Annotated in this window: 18 protein-coding genes; 9 read left to right on the forward strand and 9 right to left on the reverse strand. The window is 64.8% G+C overall.

Features of this window, described 5'->3' with window-relative positions:
- Positions 1 to 63: 63 nt before the first annotated feature.
- Together bamJ and ABD654_RS10470 are read left to right on the forward strand one after the other, a co-directional pair.
- Positions 64 to 741: a BamJ family beta-barrel-assembly machinery protein gene (gene bamJ, locus ABD654_RS10465; protein ID WP_344704831.1), complete on the forward strand. Its 678-nt coding sequence runs from the start codon at positions 64 to 66 to the stop codon at positions 739 to 741.
- Between the two features lie 20 nt (positions 742 to 761).
- Complete coding sequence (locus ABD654_RS10470) at positions 762 to 1,733, forward strand: PHB depolymerase family esterase (protein WP_344704832.1); 972 nt, start codon at positions 762 to 764, stop codon at positions 1,731 to 1,733.
- 28 nt (positions 1,734 to 1,761) lie between these two features.
- On the opposite strand, the gene ABD654_RS10475 is transcribed toward ABD654_RS10470, so the two are convergent.
- Positions 1,762 to 2,268: a hypothetical protein gene (locus ABD654_RS10475; protein WP_344704833.1), complete on the reverse strand. Its 507-nt coding sequence runs from the start codon at positions 2,266 to 2,268 to the stop codon at positions 1,762 to 1,764.
- 210 nt (positions 2,269 to 2,478) lie between these two features.
- Here ABD654_RS10475 and ABD654_RS10480 point away from each other — a divergent pair, with 210 nt between their 5' ends.
- Complete coding sequence (locus ABD654_RS10480) at positions 2,479 to 3,381, forward strand: AEC family transporter (RefSeq protein ID WP_344704938.1); 903 nt, start codon at positions 2,479 to 2,481, stop codon at positions 3,379 to 3,381.
- Between the two features lie 222 nt (positions 3,382 to 3,603).
- Here the strand turns inward: ABD654_RS10480 and trmB are convergent, their stop codons facing one another.
- The 3 genes from trmB to thiS are packed head-to-tail and all read right to left on the reverse strand — an operon-like array spanning position 3,604 to position 5,396.
- Positions 3,604 to 4,353: a tRNA (guanosine(46)-N7)-methyltransferase TrmB gene (gene trmB, locus ABD654_RS10485; RefSeq protein ID WP_344704834.1), complete on the reverse strand. Its 750-nt coding sequence runs from the start codon at positions 4,351 to 4,353 to the stop codon at positions 3,604 to 3,606.
- Positions 4,354 to 4,370: 17 nt separating this feature from the next.
- Positions 4,371 to 5,165: a thiazole synthase gene (locus ABD654_RS10490; protein ID WP_344704835.1), complete on the reverse strand. Its 795-nt coding sequence runs from the start codon at positions 5,163 to 5,165 to the stop codon at positions 4,371 to 4,373.
- 21 nt (positions 5,166 to 5,186) lie between these two features.
- Positions 5,187 to 5,396 (reverse strand): sulfur carrier protein ThiS, encoded by a 210-nt coding sequence (gene thiS / locus ABD654_RS10495; RefSeq protein WP_344704836.1) that lies wholly within the window; start codon positions 5,394 to 5,396, stop codon positions 5,187 to 5,189.
- Positions 5,397 to 5,612: 216 nt separating this feature from the next.
- Here thiS and ABD654_RS10500 point away from each other — a divergent pair, with 216 nt between their 5' ends.
- Complete coding sequence (locus tag ABD654_RS10500) at positions 5,613 to 5,972, forward strand: DUF423 domain-containing protein (protein WP_344704837.1); 360 nt, start codon at positions 5,613 to 5,615, stop codon at positions 5,970 to 5,972.
- Between the two features lie 51 nt (positions 5,973 to 6,023).
- Here ABD654_RS10500 and ABD654_RS10505 read toward each other — a convergent pair whose 3' ends face one another.
- Positions 6,024 to 8,204 (reverse strand): malate synthase G, encoded by a 2,181-nt coding sequence (locus ABD654_RS10505; protein ID WP_344704838.1) that lies wholly within the window; start codon positions 8,202 to 8,204, stop codon positions 6,024 to 6,026.
- Positions 8,205 to 8,513: 309 nt separating this feature from the next.
- Here ABD654_RS10505 and ABD654_RS10510 point away from each other — a divergent pair, with 309 nt between their 5' ends.
- Both ABD654_RS10510 and ABD654_RS10515 read left to right on the forward strand, forming a co-directional pair.
- The gene (locus ABD654_RS10510) at positions 8,514 to 9,518 is read left to right on the forward strand and encodes an alpha/beta hydrolase (RefSeq protein ID WP_344704839.1); all 1,005 of its coding nucleotides are present in this window, start codon (positions 8,514 to 8,516) and stop codon (positions 9,516 to 9,518) included.
- Between the two features lie 112 nt (positions 9,519 to 9,630).
- Entirely contained in the window at positions 9,631 to 10,299 is a 669-nt protein-coding gene (locus ABD654_RS10515) for a TetR family transcriptional regulator C-terminal domain-containing protein (RefSeq protein ID WP_344704840.1), read from the forward strand.
- Here the strand turns inward: ABD654_RS10515 and ABD654_RS10520 are convergent.
- The 3 genes from ABD654_RS10520 to ABD654_RS10530 form a co-directional block, all read right to left on the reverse strand.
- Positions 10,296 to 11,678 carry an NCS2 family permease gene (locus ABD654_RS10520; RefSeq protein ID WP_344704841.1) on the reverse strand — a complete coding sequence of 461 codons (1,383 nt, stop codon included), beginning with the start codon at positions 11,676 to 11,678 and terminating at the stop codon, positions 10,296 to 10,298. The genes ABD654_RS10515 and ABD654_RS10520 overlap by 4 nt on opposite strands.
- A gap of 110 nt (positions 11,679 to 11,788) precedes the next feature.
- Positions 11,789 to 13,300: a YifB family Mg chelatase-like AAA ATPase gene (locus ABD654_RS10525; protein WP_344704842.1), complete on the reverse strand. Its 1,512-nt coding sequence runs from the start codon at positions 13,298 to 13,300 to the stop codon at positions 11,789 to 11,791.
- Positions 13,301 to 13,478: 178 nt separating this feature from the next.
- Complete coding sequence (locus tag ABD654_RS10530; RefSeq protein WP_344704843.1) at positions 13,479 to 13,829, reverse strand: accessory factor UbiK family protein; 351 nt, start codon at positions 13,827 to 13,829, stop codon at positions 13,479 to 13,481.
- 229 nt (positions 13,830 to 14,058) lie between these two features.
- On the opposite strand from ABD654_RS10530, the gene ABD654_RS10535 reads away from it, so the two are divergent.
- The 3 genes from ABD654_RS10535 (at position 14,059) to ABD654_RS10545 (ending at position 15,951) form a co-directional block, all read left to right on the forward strand.
- Positions 14,059 to 14,397 carry a P-II family nitrogen regulator gene (locus ABD654_RS10535; RefSeq protein ID WP_344704844.1) on the forward strand — a complete coding sequence of 113 codons (339 nt, stop codon included), beginning with the start codon at positions 14,059 to 14,061 and terminating at the stop codon, positions 14,395 to 14,397.
- A gap of 129 nt (positions 14,398 to 14,526) precedes the next feature.
- A complete protein-coding gene (locus ABD654_RS10540; RefSeq protein ID WP_344704845.1) occupies positions 14,527 to 14,955 on the forward strand; it encodes a host attachment protein in 429 nt (142 codons plus the stop codon).
- 219 nt (positions 14,956 to 15,174) lie between these two features.
- Entirely contained in the window at positions 15,175 to 15,951 is a 777-nt protein-coding gene (locus tag ABD654_RS10545; RefSeq protein ID WP_344704846.1) for a ferredoxin--NADP reductase, read from the forward strand.
- A gap of 62 nt (positions 15,952 to 16,013) precedes the next feature.
- Here ABD654_RS10545 and hemE read toward each other — a convergent pair whose 3' ends face one another.
- Entirely contained in the window at positions 16,014 to 17,126 is a 1,113-nt protein-coding gene (gene hemE, locus ABD654_RS10550) for a uroporphyrinogen decarboxylase (protein WP_344704847.1), read from the reverse strand.
- Between the last annotated feature and the right edge of the window lie 174 nt (positions 17,127 to 17,300).

The raw sequence follows: 17,300 nt of genomic DNA on the forward strand, positions 1-17,300 counted from the left end.
GTAGCGTGGAGCGCGTACTTTCCGTGTAGTTGCCCTCTACGTTGCAATAAAAAAGGTGCCCCGATGAAAACATTGCTAACCGCTATTCCGTTTGCCGCCCTGGTAGCGGCACCGCTGGCGCTTGCCGCGCCGCAGACAGACGACGAGCGTCTGGCGTATAGCCTTGGCGTCACCCTGGGAAAAAGCATGCATGCCGATATCGAAGAGCTGGATATCGATACCTTCAGCCAAGGGATGCGCGATGTCTTCGAGGGCAGCGAGCTGGCCCTTGGCGAAGACGAAATGAAAGAGGCGCTGGCGGCCTTTCAGCAAAACGCTATGCAGGCCCGCCAGCAGGAAGCCGCCGCGCTGGCAGCGGAAAATCTTGAGCAGGGCGAAGCCTTCCTGAAAGAAAACGCCGAGCGTGAGGAGGTCACCGTGACCGACTCCGGCCTGCAGTACGAAGTGCTTGAATCAGGCGATGGCGCAACGCCGGCCGCCGATGACAGCGTCAAGGTGGACTATGAAGGCACGCTGCGCGACGGCACCGTGTTTGACAGCTCCATCGAGCGCGGCGAGCCGGTCAGCTTCAAGGTCAATCAGGTGATCAAAGGCTGGCAGGAGGCGCTGCAGCTGATGAGCGAAGGCGACGTGTGGAAGCTTTACATTCCCGCCGATCTGGCCTACGGCGAGCGCGGCCAGGGCCCCATCGGCCCCAACAAGGTGCTGATCTTCCACGTTGAACTGCTGGACGTCGAATAGTCATGCAGGCCCCGGCGAGTGTGAGCCACAGCGTGCCCCGGCTGTTAGCAGCGGCCGGTCTGGCGCTGCCGCTATCGGTAATCGCAGCAGAGGAGGTATCGCCGCCCCCGGCGCTGCCGGCGCTGGGCACGATAAGCGAGGCGGCAAGCGCGGTGGGCATGGGATCAGGCGGCTATATGGCGACCCAGCTGGCGGTGGCCTGGCCCGAGCGCTTTCACGGCCTGGGAGCGCTGGGGGCCGGCCCCTGGGGCTGCGCCCAGGGCAAGCTCAGCCTGGCGCTTAACCAGTGCATGATGGTCCGGCGCGGCGAGCCGTCGCTGGCCGCGCTTGACGCCCGCCGCGCGGACTATCAGTCTCGGGGACAGGTGGGAGACGACGCCGCCCTTGGCCGGCTGCGTGGCTATGTCTGGCACGGCCAGCAGGACGACGTTGTGGCCCCGATACTGGGTGATCTGCTGGCCGAGCAGCTTCAGGGCTGGCTGGGTGACGCCCGAGTCAAGAAGGTGAATGACGCTGACGCCGGCCACGGCTGGCCGCCGGCGCCGGTGGCCGGCGAGATGATGAACTGGCTGTACCCGCAGCGGGCGTTACGCAGCGCGCCCGAGGCGGGTGCGCTGCGCGCCTTCGATCAGCGCGATTTCAACGCCCGGGGGCTTGCCGATACCGGCTACGTCTACGTGCCTGAGGCCTGCACGGACGGCGGCTGCGGGGCGACGCTTGCCCTGCACGGCTGTAACGCGAACGCGGCCACGCAAGGAAAAGCCTTTGCCGGGCAGACGGGGCTCAACGCCTGGGCCGATGCCCATAACGAGGTAGTGCTCTATCCTCGGGCCGAAAGCACTCTGGCTAACCCGCAGGGCTGCTGGGACTGGTGGGGGTTTGCCGAGAGTTCCTGGCAGCTTTACCCGCTTCACGATACCCGGGAGGGTACCCAGGCCGGCGCGCTGCTGGCCATGCTTGAGCGCCTGCAAGAGGCCGTCGCACGCGACTAGCTGCTGTTTGACCTGTGCACTGCGCGGGTCAGCTTTTGACCACGTCAAAATCAAACCAGCTGCCGATGCGCCCATCCGGTGTATCCACCACGACCCGGGCACGCCAGGGCATCACGTCGTGAACGCAAAGGCCCACCTGCCCCTGGCCGGTAAAGCGATCTTCGCGGCGCGCCTGCAGCACAAAGCGATGAAGGCCCATGTCCATCTCGCGGCCGATAAAGTCCACCGTGGCGCTGCGGGCGTCGATGCCCTGAACGGTCACTTCCAGCGGCAGCATTTCCAGCGCCTCGATGCGCCCGTCCGCGGTGGCGACGGTAAAGGTGAGCTGACCTTTTTCGCCGAGCACGGCCGTACAGCTTTCCTGATGCAGATTGCAGCCTTTTGCAGGCGGGTACCAGGCGGTTTCCTCGCTACCGTGCAGCCAGTGGGACAGGGCGTACCAGCCAAACGCGGCCAAAGCGAGGCCGGTGACCAGGATCAGCGTTGGCAGTACGGGAAAAGACGGCCGGCCGGCAGGATCGGACGTCTTTTTCATGGCAGAGCACGTGGTAGCGTGCATGACGGATATAACATTCACAGCGACCTGAGTCGTGGGACGTAAAGGCGCCCGGAAGGCAGCATGGATACCGGCATGATAGCAGCTATTATGGCCGCTCCCCTGTGCTGGGATGTCGCAGGGCCAGCGTCCGGGAGCTAAGCGCCAAACAAGACGGCAAAAGCCAAGGAGAGACGGGTGAGCGAAATTATGGAGGCCCTGCTGCCGCTGTTTGCGCTGATCGCCCTGGGCGCTGTGCTGGGTGCCGGCCGTTTTCTGCCGGCGGCTTTCTGGCCGCAGCTTGAGCGGCTGGTGTATTTTGTGCTGTTCCCCGCCATGCTGGTCGCGACGCTGGCCACGGCCGATATCCGCCAGGTGCCCGTAGTGCGCCTGGCCGCCGTGCTGCTGGGAGCGATGGCGGTGTTTGCCTGGGGGCTATGGCATCTGCGCCAGCGTTTGGGCCTGGAAGCGGCGGCGTTCACCTCGGTGTTTCAGGGCGCGCTGCGTTTTAATAGCTACGTAGGCGTCGCCGGCGCGGCGGCGCTGCACGCAGGCCCGGGGGCGACGGTGGCGGCGGTGGCACTGGCGCTGATGGTGCCCACGGTCAACGTGATCTGCGTGGCGGGCTTTGTGGCCGCCGGCACGCTGGGGCGCGGCGGTGTGAAAAAAAGCGCGCTGGCGGTGATGAAAAACCCGCTGATTCTCGCCTGCCTGCTGGGCGTGGGGCTCAACCTTGCCGGCCCCGGGCTACCCGGCTGGAGCGAGCAGGCCGTCTCACTGGTGGGGCGCGCGGCGCTGCCTCTTGGGCTGTTGGCGGTGGGGGTGGCGCTGCGCCTGTCAGCGCTGATGCGGCTGAACCCAGGGGTGCTGGCAGCGCTTGCCATTAAGCTGGTATTGATGCCGGGGCTTGCGCTGGCGCTGGCCTGGGGGGTGGGGCTGGACCCGGTTGCCCGGGATGTGGCGCTGTTGTTCGCTGCGCTGCCCACCGCCACGTCGGCCTATATCCTGGCGCGCCAGCTCGGCGGCGATGCCGAGCTGATGGCCGCGATTATTACCGGACAGACGCTGCTGGCGATGGTGACGCTGCCGCTATGGCTGCGGCTGGTTGCCTGAAAAGTAAATAAAAAGCGTTCGCATTTGTATTGACGTATAAAATGCGACGTTTTACAGTAAAGGCGTGGCACGTAATGAGGCGCCACGGCCACGGCAGCCACCGCCAGTTGGCTGCCACGGATTCTCCCTCTCATTGCTATTCAAGATAGCGATTCACGGCTTTGCACCGCTCCTCCGGGAGCGGTTTTTTTTGTGCCGCCAAGCGCTGCGGCAAAGCCAGATTCAGCCGATGCGGCGGTAGATCAGATCCCAAACGCCGTGCCCCAGCTTTTCGCCGCGCTGTTCGAACTTGGTCAGCGGGCGAAACGCCGGGCGCGGCACGTAAGGCGCGCTATCGCCGCTGGCGGTGTTGGTAAAGCCGGGTGCTGCATCCAGCACCTCGGCCATCCACTCGGCGTAGGGCTCCCAGTCCGTGGCCAGATGAAACTGCCCGTTGATGGCCAGCCGCGAGCGTACCAGCGCGACAAACGCCGGCTGCACGATACGCCGCTTGTGATGTTTGGTCTTGGGCCAGGGATCGGGAAAAAACAGCTGCAGCGTGTCGACGCTGTCGGCGGGCAGGCATTGCTCCAGCACGGCCAGGGCATCTTCGCGGTAGACGCGAATATTGCGCAGGCCGCGCTTGTCAGCCTCGTCGAGCAGCTTGCCCACGCCCGGGGCGTGGACCTCGATGCCGATAAAGTCGGTCTGGGGGTGGCGCTCGGCCTGTTCAATCAGCGAGGTGCCCATGCCAAAACCGATCTCCACCACCCGCGGGGCACGGCGGCCGAAAAGCGCGTCGAGATCCTGGCAGCCGTCGGCAATGGATAGCCCCAGCCGTGGCCAGATGTCGGTTAGCCCGCGCGTTTGCGCTTGGGTCATGCGCCCGGCGCGGGTGACATAGCTTTTAATGCCGCGCCGGTGCAGCGGGGCATCTGCGCTTTCCGGGCCGGTGGTGCTGTGAGGCGGTGCGTGTGTGTCTGTGTCTGTCATGTTGCGCTGGGTGTCCGTCAGCCGTTGATACGGCCGGCAAAAGGGGTGGAAGGATCGGCGCTCTGGCGCCGCGGCATGCGCCCGGCAAGAAAGGCGTCGCGCCCGGCCTGTACCGCCTGCTGCATGGCGCGCGCCATGCGTACCGGGTCGTTGGCCTGGGCAATGGCGGAGTTGAGCAGAACGCCGTCGCAGCCCAGCTCCATGGCCATGGCGGCGTCCGAGGCGGTGCCGATGCCGGCGTCAATGAGCACCGGCACGCGGCTGCGCTCGACGATCAGGCGCACGTTATGCGGGTTTTGAATGCCGTGGCCGGAGCCGATCAGCGAGCCCAGCGGCATGATGGCCGCGCAGCCCATGGCCTCAAGCTCCCGGGCGACGATGGGGTCGTCGCTGGTGTAGACCATGACATCGAAGCCGTCGTCGAGCAGCGTCTGTGCCGCTTTAAGGGTTTCGCTGACGTTGGGATAGAGGGTCTCATCGTCGCCCAGCACTTCAAGCTTGACGAGGCTGTGGCCGTCGAGCAGCTCCCGGGCCAGCCGGCAGGTGCGCACGGCCTCCCGGGCGCTGTAGCAGCCGGCGGTATTGGGCAGCAGGGTGTAGCGTTTTGGCGATATGTGATCGAGCAGGTTCGACGCGTCGGCGTTTTGGCCCAGGTTGGTGCGGCGCACGGCAAAGGTGACGATCTCCGCAGCGCTCTGCGTGATGGCGGCACCGGCCTCGGCGAAGTCTTGATACTTGCCCGTGCCGACCAGCAGGCGAGAGCGGAATTCGCGGCCGGCAACGGTCAGCGGCGCGTCATGCAGTGTGGTCATAAGCCTTCCTTTGTGTACGTGCTAGCCGCCGCCGATGGCATGCACAATTTCGACCTTGTCGCCGCTGGCCAGGCGCGTTTCGGCCAGCCGGCTGCGAGGGACGATTTCTTCGTTGATCTCAACGGCAATGCGACGCCCGCCAAGGCCAAGCTGCTCGACCAGATCGGCTGCGCTGGCCCGGGGCTTTACGGTGTAGGGTTCGCCGTTAAGCGCGATGGTATGCTGTGTCATGGCATTATTTTCCTACCGCTTGGGTGAGTATCGCAAGCGCCGGGCGCGAAAAACCGTCAACGCGCCCGGGCCGCCCTGACGGGGTGCTATTGTAGCCGTTTTCCAGACGTGTTTTTTCAGGAGTGTCTTATGCCCGTAAACGATGATCGGCCTGGCTTGGATAGGCCGCCTGCGAGCGGCGCGCTGGGGCCGTGGCACAAAGCGGCGTGGGGCTTGGTGGCATTGCTGGGTGCCACGGCGGTGGGGCTGGGAGCGTATGCCGCCCACGGCATGGCGTCCTGGGCGGAGCAGTCGACCATTGCCACCGTTAACACCGCCGTGCGCTACCAGATGTGGCATACGCTTGCGCTGATGGGGGCGCTGGTCTGGCAGCAGCTGGCCCCGCGCCTGCCCCTTTGCCCGGTGATTGCGCTGTGGCTTGGAGGAACGGCGGCGTTTTCCGGCTCGCTCTACGCCCTGGCGCTGGGCGGGCTCAGCGTTGGGCTGGTGACGCCGCTGGGCGGCCTTTTGCTGATCGCCGGATGGCTGGCGCTGGGCGTAACGGCCTGGCGCTCCGGGCGCTGCCGGCAGGCATAAAAAAGCCCCCTCAGGGCAGGGCCTTGAGGGGGCTTTGGCGATTGATGACGTTTACTGCGCCTTGGCTTTTTCCACTTGGCGCCACTGATGAAGCAGCGGTTCGGTGTAGCCGGAGGGCTGTTCCAGACCCTTGAAGATCAGATCGGACGCGGCCTTGAACGCGGTGGAATCGTCCAGGTGCGAGGTCATCGGCGTGTAATTCGGGTCACCGGCGTTTTGCTCGTCGACGACCTTGGCCATACGCTTGAGCGTTTCCTCGACCTGGGCGTGTTCCACAATGCCGTGATGCAGCCAGTTGGCAATGTGCTGGCTGGAGATGCGCAGCGTGGCGCGGTCTTCCATCAGGCCGACGTTGTGGATGTCGGGCACCTTGGAGACGCCTACGCCGTGTTCCACCCAGCGGACCACGTAGCCGAGAATGCCCTGGCAGTTGTTGTCCAGCTCCTGCTGGATAGCGTCAGCGCTCCAGCTCGGATCGGGCTCGACCGGGATGCTCAGCAGATCGTCAAGCAGGTCGGTCTCTTCCTGGCTTGCCAGCTCGTGCTGTACGGCGTCAACGTCTACCTGATGATAGTGCAGCGCATGTAGCGTTGCCGCCGTTGGCGAGGGCACCCAGGCGGTATTGGCGCCGGCCTTGGGATGGCCGATTTTCTGTTCCAGCATGTCGTGCATCAGATCGGGCATGGCCCACATGCCCTTGCCGATCTGGGCGCGGCCGCGCAGGCCGCAGGCCAGGCCCGTCTGCACGTTGTTTTTCTCATAGGCGTTAAGCCAGGCGGTGGCTTTCATATCGCCCTTGCGCACCATCGGGCCGGCTTCCATGACGCTGTGCATTTCATCGCCGGTGCGGTCGAGAAAGCCGGTGTTGATAAAGACCACCCGAGAGCTTGCGGCGTTGATGCAGGCCTTGAGGTTGGCGCTGGTGCGGCGCTCTTCGTCCATGATGCCCATTTTCAGCGTGTCGCGCGCCAGGCCGAGGAGGTCTTCGACGCGGCCGAACAGCTCGTTGGCAAAAGCGACTTCCTCCGGGCCGTGCATTTTCGGCTTGACAATGTACACCGAGCCGGTGCGCGAGTTGCGCGGCTGGTCGGCGGGTTTTTGCAGGTCGTGCATGGCGATCAGAGACGACATCACCGCGTCAAGAAGGCCCTCGGGCACTTCGTTGCCCTGGTCGTCGAGGATGGCCGGGGTGGTCATCAGGTGGCCGACGTTGCGGATAAACATCAGCGCGCGGCCCTGAAGCGTTACGTCGCTGCCGTCAACGCCCTGCCAGGTGCGATCCCCGCGCAGCTCGCGAATAAAGGACTTGCCGCCTTTTTCGACGGATTCCTGCAGGTCGCTTTTCATCAGGCCAAGCCAGTTGCGGTACACGCCGACCTTGTCTTCGGCATCTACCGCGGCGATGGAGTCTTCGCAGTCCATGATGGTGGACGTGGCGGCCTCCATGACCACGTCTTTGACGCGCGCCGGGTCGGTTTTGCCGATGAAGTTGTCGCCGTCGATCTGGATTTCCACGTGCAGGCCGTGGTTGACCAGCAGAATAGAGCTTGGGTCGGCGGCGTCGCCGTTAAAGCCGACCAGCTTGTCGGCCTCTTTGAGGCCGGTCTCACCGCCGCCGTCCAGCGTGACGACCAGCTTGCCGTCGCGGACGGCGTAGCGGGTGGCGTCGCGGTGAGAGCCGTCGGCCAGCGGTGCCACCTGGTCGAGCACGCCGCGGGCATAGGCGATGACCTTGTCGGCGCGCTTGAAGTTGAACTCGCGGGTGATGTCAGCGCCGTCGTCTTCGGCGATGACGTCGGTGCCGTAGAGCGCGTCGTAGAGGCTGCCCCAGCGGGCGTTGGCGGCGTTGAGCGCGTAGCGGCCGTTGTTGACCGGCACGACCAGCTGCGGGCCGGCCTGGGAGGCAAGCTCGGGGTCCACGTTGGCGGTGGTGGTGGTGACGCTTTCGGGGACATCGGTCAGATAGCCGATGTCGGTAAGAAAGCGGCGGTAGGCCGGCATGTCCGTAATCGGGCCGGGGTTGTCGCGGTGCCAGGCGCTGAGCTTTTCCTGCAGCGCGTCGCGCTTTTCAAGCAGCTGACGGTTTTTCGGCGTCAGGTCGTGAAACAGGGCATCGACGCCTTCCCAGAAAGCGTCCTGGTGAACGCCTGTTCCCGGCAGTGCCTGCTCGTTGATGAAGCGGTCCAGGTCGGCTGACACCTGTAAACGGTGACGCGTGATACGCTCGCTCATGAAAACTCTCCCTTAGCGTGCCCGTGGCCCGCTGTGGTACCCAAGAGTACCGAGGCCTGCCACGGCCATGGTGAATGCAAGTGCTGCCCTATGCCGGCCGGCGTGGCCATGGCGACACGGCCCCGAATACCGGCAAATCCATTTGCGGAAAATAATTCCACAAATGCGCAGGCATGTAAATAGCGCGGCCCGGAAGGGGGCGTGACCCTCGACTAAATGACGATGAACCACCGTATTTGACCGTTGTTTTTGACCGTTTTGACCGCTGTTGCCCGGCCTGTGCGGGCAGCGTTTGGAGAGGAGAGGCGGATGGACGAGTTTAGTGCGCTGCGGGCCGCGTTTGGCGCGACGGCCGGCGAAGGGTTGGCAGCGCTGGGGCAAAAGCGTGCCCTGGCGGATGCCGTGGCACCGTATCTGCAGCGCTATGGGCTAACGCCTTGCCGCCATCAGGCCCGCGAGGTGTATGCCGGCATGGTGCCGGCAGGGCGGTTTGTGCTGTGGTGTCAGGTGTGGGCGCCGCCGGCGCCGCGGGGCACGGTGTTTGTGGTGCACGGCTACTTTGATCACGCGGGGCTTTATCGCCACCTGCTGGCGATGCTGCTGGCCCGGGGCTTTCAGGTGGTGCTGTGGGATCTGCCCGGCCACGGGCTTTCCAGCGGTGAGCACGCAGCGATCGATGATTTTGCCGCGTACGTTGCGTGTTTGCGCACCGTGCAGGCGGCGGTGCAGGCCCAAACGCTAGCCCCCGGCCCTTGGCTTGGTATCGGCCAAAGTACCGGCGCGGCGATACTGGCAACCGATGCGCTAGAGCGCCCGCGCGTCGCGCCCTGGGCGGGGCTTGCGCTGCTGGCCCCGCTGGTGCGCCCCTGGGGCTGGCACCGGGCCAGCGCCCTGCATCGTCTGGTTCACCCGTTTACGCGCACGATAGCCAGACGCTACCGGCCCAACTCCCACGATGCGGCCTTTGTGGCCTTTATTCGCCGGCACGATCCGCTGCAGCACTGGCAGCTTAGCCTTGTGTGGGTGGCGGCGATGCGGCGCTGGATGGCCCGGTTCAAGCGGTATGCGCCCTGCGAGCTTCCAACGCTGATGCTGCAGGGCGAACAGGATCGCACCGTTGACTGGCGCTATAACCTGGCGGCTATGGCGGAGAAGTTTCCCCGGGCGCAGATCTACCGCCATCCCCGGGCGTGCCATCACCTGGTCAACGAAGCCCTGCCGATACGCGAGGCGCTGTTTGCCGAGCTGGGGGGCTTTTTGGAGCAGCGGGCCACACCGCAAGCAACGCTCGCCGGCGAGCGCGGCCGGCGGTAGCGCCGTGGCCCGCTTCGCAGGGCGTCTGCATTGCCTTGGCGACGGCTTTTCAGGCAAGCTTTGGCTTTTCTTTGGCGCGCCCACGGGCGGGCCGCCTAACAAAGCGAGAACCATGGCCAAGGCGGATTTCCCCCACGAACAGCAGGCCGGTGCCATTCGCCGGCGCAACGAGCAGGCGATTTTGCAGGCGGCCGAGGGCGTATTTGCCCGTCACGGCTACCGCGGTGCCAGCCTTCAGGACATTGCCCGGCAGGCCGGTCTGCCCAAGTCCAACGTGCTGTATTACATGGGCAGCAAGCGCACGCTGTACGTGCGCCTGCTTGAGCGCATGATGGCCCGCTGGAACGCGATGCTCGATCGCATCTCTCCCGATGATGACCCGGTGGAGGTGGTTTCGGCCTTTATTCGCGCCAAGATTCGCCTGGCGCGCAGCCACCCGGAAGGCTCGCGGCTGTTTGCCAGCGAGATTCTCGGCGGCGCGCCGTTTTTGCAGGAGTATCTGGCAGGTGATCTGCGCGCGTGGGTCAAAGACCGCGCGGCGGTGTTTCGCCAGTGGACCGAGCGCGGCCTGATGGATCCGGTAGATCCGGTGTGGCTGATCTTTTTGATCTGGTCGTCGACCCAGCACTACGCCGACTTTGAGTCCCAGGTGCTGGGCATTACCGGCCGCCAAACGCTTGACGATGACGACCTGGAGGAGATCACGCAGTTTCTCATTCAGATTGTGATCAAAGGCTGCGGCATCAAACGCCCGGAGTGGCCCGATCGGCCGCGCGCTTAGGTGGTGAGCAGCATCACCACCGACAGCGCGGCGGTGATCCACATGGCCGGTTTGATCTCCACAAAGCGCCCGGTGAGCACCTTGATCAGCACAAAGCTGATAAAGCCAAAGGCAATCCCCAGGGTGATCGAATAGGTCAGCGGCATCAGAATGATTGCCAGAAACGCCGGGAAGGCCTGGTCAAAATGCTCCCAGTCGATCTTGCGGATCGGCGCCATCATGAAAAGCCCCACCATCACCAGCGCGGGGGCTGTGGCAATGGCCGGCACCAGCGAGAGCAGCGGTGAGAGAAACAAAAACGGCAGAAACAGCAGCGCGACCACCAGCGCCACCAGGCCGGTGCGCCCGCCCTGGGCCACGCCGGCGCCGGATTCGATAAACGTCTGTGCCGCGCTGGTACCCAGCGGCGCGGCAATGATCGAGGAGAACGCATCCACGGTCATGGCGCGCTTGAGGTTGTGCGGGTTGCCGTCTGCGTCTTTGAGATCGGCCGATTCGGCCAGCGCCATAAAACACGACATGGCATCGAAGAAGTTGGTGAACAGCATCACAAAGATAAACGGCAGATAGGCGACCTTCAGCGCGCCCATGACGTCGACCTGCATCACCGCGCTGAAGTCCGGCCAGGCGGCAAGGCCGGTCCAGGCGACCATCACCTCCTCGCCCCACAGCCGGCCCATGGGCGCAGCGGCCAGGGTGGTCAGCGCAATGCCCATCACCAGCGCGCCGTTAAAGCGCAGAATCACCAGTACGGCGGTGGCGATCAGCCCCAGGAAAAACGTTGCCAGGTGGGCGTCGATCTCGCCAAGGGTGACCACCGTGGCCTCGCTTGACACGATAAAGCCGGCGTTTTGCAGCCCGATAAAGGTGATAAACAGCCCGATGCCGCAGGTAATCGCATAGCGCAGCGACAGCGGAATCGCCTCGATTACCGCCTTGCGCACGTTGAACAGCGCCAGCACGGCAAAAAGCACCCCGGACCAGAACACGCAGCCCAGTGCCACCTCCCAGCTAAGCCCCGCGCCCAGCACCAGGGTATAGGTAAACAGCGCGTTCATGCCCATACCCGGCGCTACCAGAATCGGATTGCGGGCGTAGAGCGCCATGGCCAGGCTGCCCAGAAAGCTGATGATGACCGTCGCGGAGAGTGCGGCGGTGAAGGGGATGCCGGCGTCGCTGAGCACGGCGGGGTTGACCACAATGATGTACATCCCGGCCAGAAAGGTCGCAATGCCGGCAAGGATTTCCGTTTTGACGGTAGAGCCGCGCCGGGAGACGTTGAAAAAGCGGTCAAGAGACGGCGGGCAGCGCTTCGCCCCGGCGGCGTCGGTACGGTCGCCACGCAAGCGCGGCTCGGAGGAGCGGGGGGGCTCGTTCATGTCTTGGTCTTTCGGTCCGGTCGTGAGTTCAGCCCGGCCACCCGCCCGGCGCCGGCCAAGGGGAGGAAAAACGCCGCAGGAAGTGTTGCAAAAACGCCTTTCCCACAGCGCTAACCGCCCTTCAGCATGCGATCAAGCTGGCGGTAGCCGATAGCTTCAATAAAGTGTGGCTGGACGGGCTTGGGCGCGCCCTCCAGGTCGGCAAGCGTCAGCGCGACGCGCAGCACGCGGTGATAGGCCCGCGCTGACAGCCTGAGTTTTTCCAGCACGCCGGCAAGCCAGGCGCGCTCGTCGTCGTCCAGCGCGCAGGCGGCTTCCAGTGCTTTGCCCGAAAGCCGGCTGTTGAGCGCGCCGCGCTGTTGCTGGCGCTGGCGCGCGGCCAGCACGCGCCGGCGTACGCTGGCAGAATCTTCGCCCTGGGTGTGCGCGGTGAGCTGCTCCGGCGGCAGCGCCGGCACCTCTACCTGCAGGTCGATACGGTCCAATAGCGGGCCGGAAAGCCTTGCCTGATAGCGCTGAATCTGGCTTTGGGTGCACTGGCAGCGGCTGCGCGGATCGCCCAGATGCCCGCAGGGGCAGGGGTTCATGGCGGCCACCAGCTGAAAACTGGCCGGGTAGCGGCGCTCGTGGCTGGCGCGTGCCAGATGAATCTCGCCGGTTTCCAGCGGCTGTCTGAGCACCTCCAGCACGTGGCGGGAGAACTCCGGCAGCTCGTCGAGAAACAGCACGCCGTGGTGGGCCAGCGAGATTTCCCCAGGCTTGGGCTTGGAGCCGCCGCCCACCAGTGCGGCGGCGCTGGCGCTGTGGTGGGGCTGGCGAAAGGGGCGCTGGCCCCAGTGGGTTTCCAGCGCCATACCGCATACCGAGCGCACCGCCGCGACCTCCAGCGCATCGTCGTCGGCAAGCGGCGGCAAAATGCCCGGCAGGCGGCTGGCCAGCATGGTCTTGCCGGTGCCGGGCGGGCCGGCAAAGATCAGGTTGTGGCCGCCGGCGGCGGCGACTTCCAGCGCCCGGCGGGCCTGCTGCTGGCCGCGCACGTCGGCAAGGTCGGCCATGGGAGCGCTGGCCGCAGGCGGCGTGGCCAGCCGATGCGGGGCAATGGGCGTTTGGTCGAGCAGGTGGGCGACGACTTCCCACAGCGAATCCGCCGGCAGCACGGTGAGCTCGCGGCCGGCAAGGGCGGCTTCGTCGGCGCACGCCTGCGGGATAATCAGCCGGTTGCCGGCGGCCTTGGTGGCAAGCGCCAGCGGCAGTACGCCGGGCACCCCGCGCAGCTTGCCGTCCAGCGCCAGCTCGCCGGCGCACTCGATGCCTTCAAGGGCCTCTACCGGCAGCTGGCCGGAGGCGGCAAGAATGCCAAGGGCAATGGGCAGATCAAAGCGCCCGCCTTCCTTGGGCAGATCCGCCGGGGCCAGGTTCAGGGTGATGCGCCGGGTATTGGGAAAATCAAAGCCGGCGTTGACCAGCGCGCTGCGCACCCGTTCGCGGCTTTCCTTTACCGCCGCCTCGGGCAGGCCTACCAGGGTCAGCCCCGGCAGGCCGTTGGCCAGGTGGACTTCTACCTGCACCGGCGGGGCCTCAAGCCCCAGCCCGGCCCGGGTCGTCACAATGGCAAGCGTCATGGCGTTCCCTCGCAGTTGACGTGTGTTTTTTCGACGCGACTACGCTAGCGGATTTCCGCGACGCTGGGTAGCAGACGCCGCCCCGGGATAGCGCCGTTGAAAAAAGCAGCCGGTGACGGCCGGGCGCAAAAACCCCCGGCACGGCGTACCGGGGATGCGCTCGGCGCCTGGCCCTTGCTTAGCCCTGGGCCGTATCGTCCTTGCTGCCGGCCGCCGGGCCGTCGTCGGCCCGAGGAAAAGTGCTGTCGGCGTCGTGGTGCTGTGCGGGAGCGTCGTCCTTGGTGTCGGGGTCGACGGCGGATTCCAGCGCGGCGACCTGGCTTTCCAGCGCCTCTACCCGGGCGCGGGTGCGCTGGAGCACGTCCATGAGGATGTCGAAGTCTTCCCGGGAAACCAGCTCCAGGCGGTCAAACGCGCCGCGCACCGCCTGCTGTACGCCTTTGTGGATGTCTTCCGGCGCCTGGGAGGCGTTTTGTAGACGCTCGCCGATCTGCTGGGCAAGCTGGCTGATGCGGTCTTGTGCGGCCATGGCATTCTCCTTGATGTTGCAAAAAAGCGGGGTCTTCCCCCGCAGGATACCCAACCCATCGCCGATACGCATGCACGAAACAAGCGCCGCCCGGCCGCGGTGCGGTTTTTTCTTCGCGCTCGATGGCAGTGTATGCTTGACGCTACCGTATCGCCGGGGTGACAGGCCTCGCGCTGCGTCGCTCTCGCATCAAGTCAAAAGTTCTTGCATCAAGTCAAAGGAAGCTGTCATGAAACTGATTTCTGCCATTATCAAGCCGTTCAAGCTTGATGACGTGCGTGAATCGCTCTCCGATATCGGCGTGCAGGGCATTACCGTCACCGAGGTCAAGGGTTTTGGCCGCCAGAAAGGCCACACCGAGCTTTATCGCGGTGCCGAGTACGTGGTGGATTTTCTGCCCAAGGTCAAAATCGAAGTAGCGGTAGACGATGTGCTCACCGAGCAGGTGATCGAGGCCATTACCCAGGTGGCCAACACCGGCAAGATCGGCGACGGCAAGATTTTTGTCATGCCGCTGGAGCAGGTCATCCGCATTCGTACCGGCGAGACCGGCAAGGACGCGGTTTAACCCACGCGGCCGTGTTGACCGGCGCCAGGACGCTTGCCATGGTGAGCGAGTCGCCAACGGTTTTGTTTTTCGTCTGTGATACCCAGGGCCACTTGGCAAGGCCCGCTTTCAACAGGAGAAAACCCAACGATGACAACGTATATCGTGGTAGCCGACACCGCGCGTGCGCGCCTTTTTACCCGCGATGCGCTGACGCTCATCGAGCAGGAAGACCTGGTGCACGCCGCCGGGCGTTTGCACGAGGGAGATCTGGTAACCGACAGCCCCGGCGCCTCGGTGCAGGAGTCTGCGTCAAACGCACCGCGCGCCTCGGCGGAAGGAGCCGCGCTGCAGCGCGAAAACGAACTGTTCGCCAAGCAAGTGGCCGAACGCTTGTACACCGCCCGCATCGACAACAGCATGGAAAAGCTGATTGTGGTGGCCCCGCCCAAGTTTTTGGGGCTGCTGCGCGAAAAGATCGACGGCGCGACGCAAAAGCTGATCATCCACACCCTGACCAAAAACCTGACCAAGTCCACCCTGGCAGAGATTCAGGACGCCGTAAGCGAGCTGCGCTGACGGCCTGACAGCGGCAGCGCCTGGCGGCCGTAGCCCCGGCGCCGCGCAAGGCCCGCAGTGCCGGGGCTTTCCGGCGAAACGCCAAGGGCTTGAGCCTGCGCCGGCCTGCCGCACCTCGGCGGCGGCGCGAAACGTTGCGGGCAGTGGTAAAGTAGGCGGCCAGAAAAGCCGGGCCGGCCCGCGGGCCGGCCGTGTACTGCCATTGTCAAAGGAGCCGTCATGAGCAAGTTCGCCAAGGCCGAAGTGCTAAGCGTTCACCACTGGAACGACACGCTGTTCAGCTTTCGCACGACCCGAGAACCCAGCCTGCGTTTCAAGTCCGGCCAGTTTGTGATGATCGGGCTGGAAGTCGACGGCAAGCCGCTGGTGCGGGCCTACTCCATCGCCAGCCCGCACTACGAAGAGCACCTGGAGTTTTTCAGCATCAAGGTGCAAGACGGCCCGCTGACTTCGCGCCTGCAGCACCTGGAGGTGGGAGATGAAATCCTCGTCGGGCGCAAGCCCACCGGCACCCTGGTCACCGATGACCTGCTGCCCGGGCGCAACCTGTATTTGCTGTCCACCGGCACCGGCATGGCCCCGTATTTGAGCCTGATCCAGGACCCGGACGTCTATGAACTGTACGACAAGGTCATTCTGGTCCACGGCGTGCGCTACGTTTCCGAGCTGGCCTACGCCGACTTCATCACCCAAGAGCTGCCCGAGCACGAATACCTGGGCGAGGAAATCCGCGAAAAGCTGGTCTACTACCCCACCGTGACCCGGGAAGACTTCCACACCCAGGGGCGGCTGACCGACCACATCCGAAGCGGCAAGCTGACCGAGGACAAGGGCCTGCCGCCCATTGATCCGGCCCACGACCGCGCCATGATCTGCGGCAGCCCGGCGATGCTCGACGATACCAGCGCGCTGCTCGACGAGCTGGGTTTCAAGATCTCGCCGCGCATGGGTGAGCCGGGCGACTACGTTATCGAGCGTGCCTTCGTGGAAAAGTAAGCGTCACACAAAAGCGCCCGGCCCGCAGAAGCGGCGCCGGGCGCCTGTGCGCAGCCGGTGGATCAGGTGTTTTGCCGGGCCGGAATGCCGCGATGGTATTGCGGGCTCAGCTCGTGCAGCGCGTCGATGAAGGCGCCGACGTGATCCGGGTCGGTGAACTGGCTGACGCCGTGGCCCAGGTTGAACACGTGGCCCGGGCCCTCGCCGTAGCTTTCCAGAATGCGCGCGACCTCGGCGCGAATGGCGCTGGGGCGGGCGAACAGCACGTTGGGATCAAGATTGCCCTGCAGCGCCACCCGGTGGCCTACCCGAGCGCGCGCGTCGGACATCTCGGTGGACCAGTCAAGGCCCACGCCGTCGGCGCCGACGGCTGCGATATGCTCAAGCCACTGGCCGCCGTTTTTGGTAAACACGATCACCGGCACTTTTCGACCGTCGTGTTCGCGGATCAGCCCCGAGATGATCTGCTCCATGTAGCGCAGCGAAAACTCCAGATAGGCCGGCGTGGACAGCGCCCCGCCCCAGGTGTCGAAAATCTGCACCGCCTGGGCGCCGGCGCGGATCTGGGCGTTGAGGTAGTCGGTAACCGCGTGGGCGAGCTTGTCGAGCAGCTGGTGCATGGCGTCCGGCGTGTCATAAAGCATTGACTTGACGTGGCGGAAGTCTTTGCTCGAGCCGCCTTCCACCATGTAGGTGGCCAGCGTCCAGGGGCTGCCGGAAAAGCCGATCAGCGGCACCCGGCCGTTGAGCTCGCCGCGAATGGTGGACACCGCGCGCATTACGTAGTCCAGGTCGCGCTCGGCGTCGGGCACCTTCAGCGCCTCGACTTCTTCAGGGGTGCGCACGGTTTTTTTGAACTTGGGCCCCTCGCCGGTGACGAAGTAAAGCCCCAGATCCATGGCGTCGGGGATGGTGAGAATGTCCGAAAACAGGATGGCCGCGTCCAGCGGGTAGCGCTCCAGCGGCTGCAGCGTAACCTCGCAGGCCAGATCCCGATTGCGGCACAGATCCATAAAGCTGCCCGCCACGGCGCGCTTTTCGCGATACTCGGGCAGGTAGCGGCCGGCCTGGCGCATCATCCATACCGGGGTGCGGTCCACCGGCTGGCGCGCAAGCGCCCGCAAAAAGCGGTCGTTGTGTAGCGGTGAAGCGGATGCCACAGATGCTGAAGTCATAGAATACAAGCTCTTGAAAAATAGCCTGCCTGATAGGCATGCCAAGGGTGTAAAATGGATTGTATGGCATGGAAGGTGTTTTGCTAAACTTGTCTGTCACCATCCGGCGCCCGTAGGGTCATGCGCCCGGCAGATGCCGCCCTGATTATACCTGTCCTGCGCCGGCGGTGCTGC

This window comes from Halomonas cibimaris (genome assembly GCF_039537045.1).
Classification (GTDB): Bacteria; Pseudomonadota; Gammaproteobacteria; order Pseudomonadales; family Halomonadaceae; genus Vreelandella; species Vreelandella cibimaris.